Source organism: Curtobacterium sp. B18 (genome assembly GCF_000333375.1).
Taxonomy (GTDB): Bacteria; Actinomycetota; Actinomycetes; order Actinomycetales; family Microbacteriaceae; genus Curtobacterium.
Genome location: NZ_BACZ01000302.1, coordinates 1 through 8,068 on the forward strand (window position 1 = coordinate 1; position 8,068 = coordinate 8,068).

At 66.6% G+C, this 8,068-nt stretch carries 9 protein-coding genes; 8 read left to right on the forward strand and 1 reads right to left on the reverse strand.

The window, feature by feature from the left end:
- The first annotated feature begins 174 nt into the window (after nucleotides 1-174).
- Genes I5E_RS08010 through I5E_RS22645 form a run of 3 tightly spaced genes read left to right on the forward strand, consistent with a single transcriptional unit; the run spans nucleotide 175 to nucleotide 2,053 of the window.
- Complete coding sequence (locus I5E_RS08010) at nucleotides 175-615, forward strand: MerR family transcriptional regulator (protein WP_031261866.1); 441 nt, start codon at nucleotides 175-177, stop codon at nucleotides 613-615.
- Nucleotides 593-1,573, forward strand: a complete 981-nt coding sequence (locus I5E_RS08015) for an aldo/keto reductase (protein WP_031261869.1) — start codon at nucleotides 593-595, stop codon at nucleotides 1,571-1,573. Before I5E_RS08010 ends, I5E_RS08015 begins: the two co-directional genes overlap by 23 nt.
- A 33-nt stretch (nucleotides 1,574-1,606) precedes the next feature.
- Nucleotides 1,607-2,053 carry a GNAT family N-acetyltransferase gene (locus I5E_RS22645; RefSeq protein WP_022906517.1) on the forward strand — a complete coding sequence of 149 codons (447 nt, stop codon included), beginning with the start codon at nucleotides 1,607-1,609 and terminating at the stop codon, nucleotides 2,051-2,053.
- Between the two features lie 16 nt (nucleotides 2,054-2,069).
- On the opposite strand, the gene I5E_RS23415 is transcribed toward I5E_RS22645, so the two are convergent.
- Nucleotides 2,070-2,846, reverse strand: a complete 777-nt coding sequence (locus tag I5E_RS23415; RefSeq protein WP_022906518.1) for an arylamine N-acetyltransferase — start codon at nucleotides 2,844-2,846, stop codon at nucleotides 2,070-2,072.
- A gap of 144 nt (nucleotides 2,847-2,990) precedes the next feature.
- Here I5E_RS23415 and I5E_RS08030 point away from each other — a divergent pair, with 144 nt between their 5' ends.
- The 5 genes from I5E_RS08030 to I5E_RS08050 all read left to right on the forward strand — a co-directional run.
- Nucleotides 2,991-4,334, forward strand: coding sequence for an NAD(P)/FAD-dependent oxidoreductase (locus I5E_RS08030; RefSeq protein WP_022906519.1), 1,344 nt, complete (start codon nucleotides 2,991-2,993; stop codon nucleotides 4,332-4,334).
- Between the two features lie 181 nt (nucleotides 4,335-4,515).
- Entirely contained in the window at nucleotides 4,516-5,955 is a 1,440-nt protein-coding gene (locus tag I5E_RS08035; protein WP_187290478.1) for a cytochrome b, read from the forward strand.
- A gap of 128 nt (nucleotides 5,956-6,083) precedes the next feature.
- Entirely contained in the window at nucleotides 6,084-6,524 is a 441-nt protein-coding gene (locus tag I5E_RS08040) for a carboxymuconolactone decarboxylase family protein (protein WP_022906521.1), read from the forward strand.
- A 117-nt stretch (nucleotides 6,525-6,641) separates the two neighbouring features.
- Complete coding sequence (gene sigJ / locus I5E_RS08045) at nucleotides 6,642-7,589, forward strand: RNA polymerase sigma factor SigJ (protein ID WP_022906522.1); 948 nt, start codon at nucleotides 6,642-6,644, stop codon at nucleotides 7,587-7,589.
- A gap of 65 nt (nucleotides 7,590-7,654) precedes the next feature.
- Nucleotides 7,655-8,068, forward strand: a 414-nt coding sequence (locus tag I5E_RS08050) for an SDR family oxidoreductase (RefSeq protein ID WP_022906523.1), incomplete at its 3' end; no start/stop codon positions are given.

Sequence of the window (8,068 nt, forward strand, 5' to 3'; positions counted from 1 at the left end):
GTTGGTGGCAGGAACAGCGGTGGTGTCGGAGACGAGCGGCACGGACCGTCGGCAGCGTGATCGGCTGCTGGATCTCGTCGTCACCGCCGTGGTGGCGTAGGTGCTCGGCTGGTGAAGTCGCGGAGCGTGATGAGCGCTTGACCTGGAGCGCACTCCGGGTGTGAGCATGAGGTCATGCGTGAAGTCCCCCTCCCTGAAGTCGATGCGGCCGTGCCACCGGACGGGCTGAGTATCGGGCAGGCCGCAGCCGCGCTGGGTCTCCCGATGGAGACGCTCCGGTACTACGACCGGGCTGGCCTGATGCTGGATCCGACGCCCCGGACACCGTCTGGGCAGCGCCGGTACCACCAACCGGACCTCGATTGGGTGGGCGGGTTGGTGATGCTGCGCGAAACCGGCATGTCGATCGCCGACATCCGCGGGATCGCTGAACTCAGTCGACGGCCCGGTACGGAAGGGGACCGGCTCCGGTTCTTCGAGGACCACCGGCAGCACGTCCTCGAAGACCTCGCACGGACGCAGCGGCATCTCGCTGCGATCGAACAGAAGATCGCCACCTACCGGGCGATCGTCGAGAAAGGAACCACTGCAGATGCAGACACGACAGCTCGGTGACGGACTGACCGTCTCGGCCATCGGACTCGGTGCGATGGGCATGAACGCCTTCTACGGCCCGAGCGATGAGCGGGAGTCGACCGCGACGCTGCAGCACGCGGTCGACATCGGTGTGACGTTCATCGACACCGCCGAGGCGTACGGTCCGTTCACGAACGAGCAGCTGATCGGCCGTGCCCTGGGGTCTCGTCGCGACGAGATCACGATCGCGACGAAGGCATCAGCGGAGACCGACGACGACGGGACCGTCCACGGCCGCAACGGCAGCCCCGAGTACATCCGACGCGCCTGCGACCGGTCCCTCCGGCACCTCGGCATGGACACCATCGATCTGTACTACCTCCACCGCGCCGACCCTGCGGTACCGATCGAGGACAGCGTCGGTGCGATGGCGGACCTGGTCGCAGCGGGCAAGGTGCGACACATCGGCCTCTCAGAAGTCGCCGCGCCCACGCTCCGCCGCGCTCACGCCGTTCACCCGATTGCTGCCGTGCAGTCGGAGTTCTCCCTGTTCTCCCGGGACGTGCTGCACAACGAGGAGAAGGCGACCGCTGACGAACTCGGCATCGGCTTCGTTGCCTTCTCCCCGCTCGGACGCGGGGTCCTCACCGAGGGCGTCCGCAGTCTGGACGATCTGGCACCGGACGACGCCCGGCGAGGTCTTCCCCGCTTCCAGCCCGCAGCGTTCGCGGCGAACCGGCGGCTCGTCGCACGGGTTGAGCGGATAGCCGGCGAGATCGGAGCGACGACTGCGCAGGTTGCCCTCGCGTGGCTCCTCGCCGAGGGCGCTGTGCCGATCCCCGGAACACGTCGCCGCTCCCGCCTCGACGAGAACGCGGCAGCCGCAGGCATTCGGCTCACCGACGCACAGCGAACCGCACTCGTCGACGCGATCCCGGCCGACGACGTCATCGGCTCACGGGACGGTGTCGACGCGCCAATCGGTATCGACCGTTGACGTGATCACTCCCCCGAACGGCATGATCGGCCCATGAGCTACCGCACAGTCCGTCCTGAGGATCTCCCGCTGCTGTTCCGTCTGGAACGGGCGTACATGCAGGAGGTTGAGCCGGACAGCGTTGCCGGATGGACGAACGCTCTGGACCGGAATCTCGAACTGTGGATCGATTGCCTGCCTACCAGCGGCGCGATCACGGACGAGGATGGCACGGTCACCGGTTTGGCCGTCTGGCAACTGCAGCCCGCCGTCGCGACACTCGTCGCCGTGCACGTAGTGCCCGAGCGGCGGGGCGCCGGTGTCGGCGGCCGCCTGTTGGAAGGGTTCGTCGGTGCAGCAACCGCTGGCGGTGTGCCGACGGCCGCGCTCGGCGTCCACGAGTCGAATACTCGCGCCGAACGGCTCTACACATCCCACGGGTTTTGCCACATCGGATCGGACGGTGCGTACCGCCTCTTCGAACGAAGCCTCACCGTCTGATGTGCAGCACGCCGAGTCAGCGAGACCTAGCGCATAGACACCGCTCTTCCCGGGCGGATGGCACGACACCGAATCGCTCGCGTATCACTCGTGCGCCTTGGTTCGGTGCGAGCAGTACGTCCGTGCGCGCCGTTCCGTTCGTCTCGATGAGGTGGTCGCCGATGAGCGTCGTCCGTCCGCGTTGCCGACGGATCGAGAGGACGGGCGCTTCCTCGCCGATCTGAGGGCGCACCGCCTTCGACCGGATGAGAGCGTCGGGTTCGAGTGCGTCCATGAGACCTCGAGCGGCAGCCACCCTGTAGCGAGGACCGTCCGATCCTCGTACGCCGAGCGCGCCATCGGGCATGCGGATCTCGAAGCCGTCGATCGAAGCTGCCTGCCCTTGCTTGTCCTGGAGGAGCAGAGGGCCATCGGGGCCGGCTCCGGACACATCTACCAGGTAGGGGTCCGCCTCGAGGTGCACGGCAAGAGCCAATCGGGGAATCCCGCGGGGGCTGTTGAGTCGGTTCGGTGTGACGGTGAGCGGGGTGACGGTGAAGCCGAGGCCGACCAGCAGCATCGCGAACGCCAGGTTCAGTTGCGTGGCGGGTGCACCGCGCCGCTGCTGGGTGATGCGGTTGAGGAGTCCGGGCAGGGTGCCGGCGGCGTCTTCGCATCCGCCGAGGTCCTCGAGCGGAATCGTCGCGAGGTGTGTGCGGTGCAGTGTTCGGAGGCTGCTGAGGTCTGCGAGGGGAACGTGGTCGATGGCGAGCCTGTGGAGGTAGTCGTTGACGACCGTTGTGGGCGTGTTCATCGGGTTTGCTCCTGTCTGATGCTCTTGCCTCTGTGACGACGGCGGCAGGGTGAGCGTGATGACCGAGGGGTGTTTCCGGTGATGACTCACATTTGCGTGGGTTGCGCCGTCAGACCTTTGACTGGACAGGAAGAAGGTTGCACCGTGAAGGACATCGTCATCGTCGGCGGCGGGTACGCCGGGTTCTACACCGCGTGGAAGCTGGAGAAGAAGCTCCGCCGCGGCGAAGCGCGCGTCACCGTCATCGATCCACGTCCCTACATGACGTACCAGCCGTTCCTCCCCGAGGTGACTGCCGGCTCCGTCGAAGCGCGCCACGTCGCCGTTTCCCTCCGCAGCCACCTCCGCAGGACCCGACTGATCGCCGGCGCGGTAACGAACATCGATCACGCCGCTCGGACCGTCACCGTGACACCGAAGGACGGCGAGCCGTTCCCGGTGCGATACGACACCATCGTCGTAACCGCCGGGGCAGTCACGCGGAAGTTCCCCATCCCCGGGCTCGTCGATGAAGCAATCGGGATGAAGCAGGTCGAGGAAGCCGTCGCGATCCGCGACCACATCCTCACCGCCTTCGACCGCGCCTCGGTCCTCCCCCCGGGGCCCGAGCGGCAGAAGCTGCTCACCGCGACGTTCGTCGGAGGTGGCTTCTCCGGCGTGGAAGGCTTCGGCGAAACGCTCGCCCTCGCGACCGCGCTGCTGAAGTCGTACCCGGAGCTGAGCATGGCCGACATTTCGTTCCACCTCGTCGAAGCGCAGGGCCGGATCCTGCCCGAGGTCACCGACGAGCCCGGTAAGTGGGTCGTCCGACACCTCGAACGACGAGGCGGTCACGTTCACCTGAACACGCAGATGCTCTCCGCCGTCGGCGGCCGCGTGGTCCTCTCAACCGGCGAGGAGTACGACTCCGGCCTCATCGTCTGGGTCGCCGGTAACGCGGCGAACCCTGTCGTCGAGCGGCACACCGACCTGCCACTGACCGCCCGCGGGTCGGTTCGCGTTCGTGCAGACCTGCGCGTGGAGGGTGACGACGGGATCGTTCCGGACGCATGGGCCGCCGGCGATGACGCAGCCGTACCGGACCTTGCCTCCCCGAAGCCGGGGGCGCTCACGGTCCCGAATGCTCAGCACGCCGTCCGGCAGGGCAAGCGGCTCGCGAAGAACCTCGTCGCAGCGCTCCGCGGCGAAGCACCCCGTGACTACGTGCACCACAACCTGGGTGTCGTCGCGACTCTTGGCCTCGGACACGGGATCTTCCAGTACAAGCGCATCGTCATCACGGGCTTCCCCGCGTGGGTCATGCACCGCGGTTACCACGTGCTCGCCGTTCCGACATGGGAGCGGAAGTTCCGCGTCCTCCTGGTCTGGATCAGCGCCGTGTTCGCAGGCCGCGACATCGCCTCCCTCGGCTCCATCACCGAGCCTCGCCGAGCGTTCGTGACCGGTGGTGTCCCCGACACCGTCACGGGAGCGACCGATGCCCGTTGATCGTAGAACCCGACCATCCCGCCGTTCCCTAGCGGACCTGGTCGCGGACACCACGCCAGGACGGCTGACCGCCGCGGCCCTCACCTGGATGCGGCACCGCCCGGTACCGCTGCATTGGACCGGGTTGTTCGGCGTCGCCACCGCAGCGATCGCACTGGTTTATCTCGGCACAGGATTCGTCATGGGGTTCCTGTTCGATGCGTCCATCGAACAAGTCGTCTACCACGGGTCGTACGCACCCCTCGACGGTCACCTTGTCTCCGCCGCATACGCGTCGGAGCTGCGACTGGCCTTCGACGTGCACGGCGGCATGCTGCTGCGCCAACTGCACCACTGGTCGATGCAACTCCTCCCGGCGACGATCATCATGCAGATGCTCGTCACCTTCTTCACCGGCGGGTTCCGCAAGCCACGTCGCACGCGCTGGGTTCTGCTGTTCCTCCTCTACGTCGTCGCCCTCGCCGGCGGATGGAGCGGTTACGGACTACCGGACGACATGCTCTCCGGCAGCGGACTCCGCATCGTCGAAGGCGTTGCTCTTGGCATCCCACTGATCGGCACGGACGTTACTGGGCTTCTGTTCGGTAGCCCGTTCCCCGGCCGGATCATCGAGACACTCGCGGTCATCCACTTCGGCCTTGTCCCGATCGCCATGGCCCTGCTGCTCGCCCTCCAAGCCATTGTCGCCCTCGCGGAATCACCAGCTCAGTTCCCCGCTCCCGGCAGGTCGGAAGCGTCGACGACGGGGGTCGCGCTCTGGCCAAACGGGCTGATCCGGCTCGGCGGCTTCTTCATCAGTGTGGTGGGGATCCTGGTCGTCATCGCGACGACGGTGACCATCAATCCGGTGTGGCAGTACGGCCCGTCCGACCCCGGCAACGCAACCGCTGGATCGCAACCGGACTGGTACACGGCCTTCCTTGACGGTGCCCTTCGCCTCGTGCCACCCGGATGGGAAATCGTCATCCTCGGACGAACCGTGACACTCGCCGTCATCGTCCCGTTGCTCGCGATCGGCGCCTTCATGGTCCTCGTGCTGCTCTACCCATTCCTCGAGCAGTGGATCGCGTCCGACGCGCGCGATCACCACCTGCTGCAGCGACCACGCGACACCCCGACACGCACGGCCATCGGCGCTGCCGGCATGACCTTCTACGGCGTCCTCTGGGAAGCCGGCAGCGCGGACGTCCTCGCACACCAATTACAACTGGCACTCGAGACCGTCATCCACACCCAGCAGACGATGCTGATCATCGGACCGCTCATCGCATTCGCACTCGCCCGCCGGACCGCACTCGCACTCCAGCGCAAGGATCGCGAAGCACTCCTCCACGGCTACGAAACCGGACGCATCGTCCGACTCCCCGACGGCGACCACATTGAAGTCCATGCACCGATCAGCGCCGAAGAGCGATGGCGCATCCTCGCCGCCGAATGGCCCGAACCGGTCATCCTGCAGCCCAGAGTAGACGGCCGCACCACCACCGCGATGCGGATCCGTTTTCAGTTGAACCACTTCTTCTTCACGGGCCGCCTCGTGCCGCTACCCCCAGTCGATGCAGAACACGCCGCGCCTGTCGCCGTCGGTGAGGCCACACAAGCTCCGGTCGTCGAAGCATGACGATGCTCACTTCCCCAGCACGACCTCACACCGAGTAGACGCACGCCGTCACAGCAACAGACACCGCACAGCGACGGATTTCGGGGCTTCGCTGTGTGGCGTCATTCGACAATCGAAGGAGCACAAGGATGCAGCACGTGAACATCGGCAAGCACGCGCCGAAGAACTACGAAACGCTCATGGCTTTGACAGGCCAAGCCGAACACGACGCCGCCGACGCGGGACTGGACAAGAAACTCGTGGAGCTGGTGAAGATCCGCGCATCGCAGCTAAACGGGTGCGCGTTCTGCCTCCGGATGCACGTCCGCGACGCCATCGCCGCCGGCGAGACGGCGGACCGGCTTGCCGTCGTCGCGGCCTGGTGGGAATCGCAGTACTTCTCCCCCGAGGAGCAGGCCGCGCTCCTGATCGCGGAGCAGATCACCGGCATCGGCGACCAGCACGTGACGCGCCGGCCGGAGGTCGCACCGCTATCCGACGAGCAGGTATCCGCGATCACCTGGATCGCCATCGTCATCAACGCCTGGAACCGGGTCGCGATCACCAGCCACTACCCGGTCGCCCCCTGACCTGACACCAAGAGGGAGGCGGGGTGCAACTCCTTTGCCTCGGCCTTCCTCGCCGAATCGCCTCACATTCCGGCACCTGCCGTCGTCATGATGATCACAGCACGAACAGGAGCGACGATGACCGACAGCGAGCCACAGAAGCCCGGAACGGACGCTGCCCGCGCCAGCGAGCAGCTCCCAGACGTCTTCGACGAACGCCGCCGGTTGATCTCGATCGGCTACCGCATGCTCGGCACCCTCGCCGAAGCCGAGGACGCAGTGCAGGAAACCTACGTCCGCTGGTACCGAATGACGGACGCCGAACGAGCCGCGATCACGAACCCACAGGGGTGGCTCACGCGCGTGATGAGCAGGGTGTGCCTCGATGTCCTCGGGTCCGCGCGAGCACGCCGTGAGCGATACGTCGGGGAATGGCTCCCCGAACCGGTACCTGCCAACCTCTTCACCGGCACCGCCAGCGACCTGACAGCAACCGCCGACCCATTGGACCGCGTGACGCTTGACGACGAGGTCAGCACAGCGCTGCTCATCGTCATGGAAAGCATGACACCGGCGGAGCGCGTCGCGTTCGTCCTGCACGACGTGTTCGCCGTGCCGTTCGACGAAATCGCCACCATCGTCGGTCGAACCGTCACAGCAGTCCGGCAACTCGCGACGTCGGCCCGACGCCGCGTGCGAGACAACGAGGTGAGCCCGCGGAATCGAAAGCAGCATGATGAAGTCCTGCTCGCCTTCGCGGCGGCAGTCAGCGGCGGAGACCTCGCGGCGCTGACGGCGCTCCTAGACCCCTCGGTCACACTCCGCTCCGACGGCGGCGGCGTCGTCAACGCTGCCCGCCGCGCAGTCCTCGGCGTCTCCAACGTCGCTCGGTTCATGCTCGGCACGGTCCGTAAGCGGTCCTCCCTCGAATTCCGGGAACAGCTGACCGGTGACGGTGTCGCGCTCGCCGCCATCGAGGGGGATCAGTTGCTCGCCATCGTCAACGTCAAGGTGCGCGACGGGCTCATCACCGACGTGTGGATGCAGGTCAACCCGGAGAAACTCACCACCTGGTCCATCAGCTGACCTCACACCCTGCCGCCCAGCGTCGTCACATGGGCGGCGGCAGAAGCCGCCGGAAAGGAACACTCATGAAGATCCTCATCCTCGGCGGCAACGGCCACGTCGGCACACGCCTCACGCTTCGCCTCAACGAGCTCGGACACGACACCCTCGTCGCATCGCGCACGAACGGAGTCGACGCCGTCACCGGGGCCGGCCTTGGCGACGCCATGGCCGGTGTCGACGTCGTCGTCGACGTGCTGAACACCGTCGACATGGATCCTGCCGCCGCAACGGCCTTCTTCCGTGGATCCACCGAGCGGGTCCTCGCAGCCGAGCACACCACCGGCGTACGCCATCACGTGCTGCTCTCGGTCGTCGGCGCGGACCGCGCACTCGCCAACGGCTACTACGTCGGCAAGGTCGCACAGGAAGAGGCGGTCCGCGACGGGGGCATCCCCTTCACCATCGTCCGCGCAAAGCAGTTCCACGACTTCATCCCC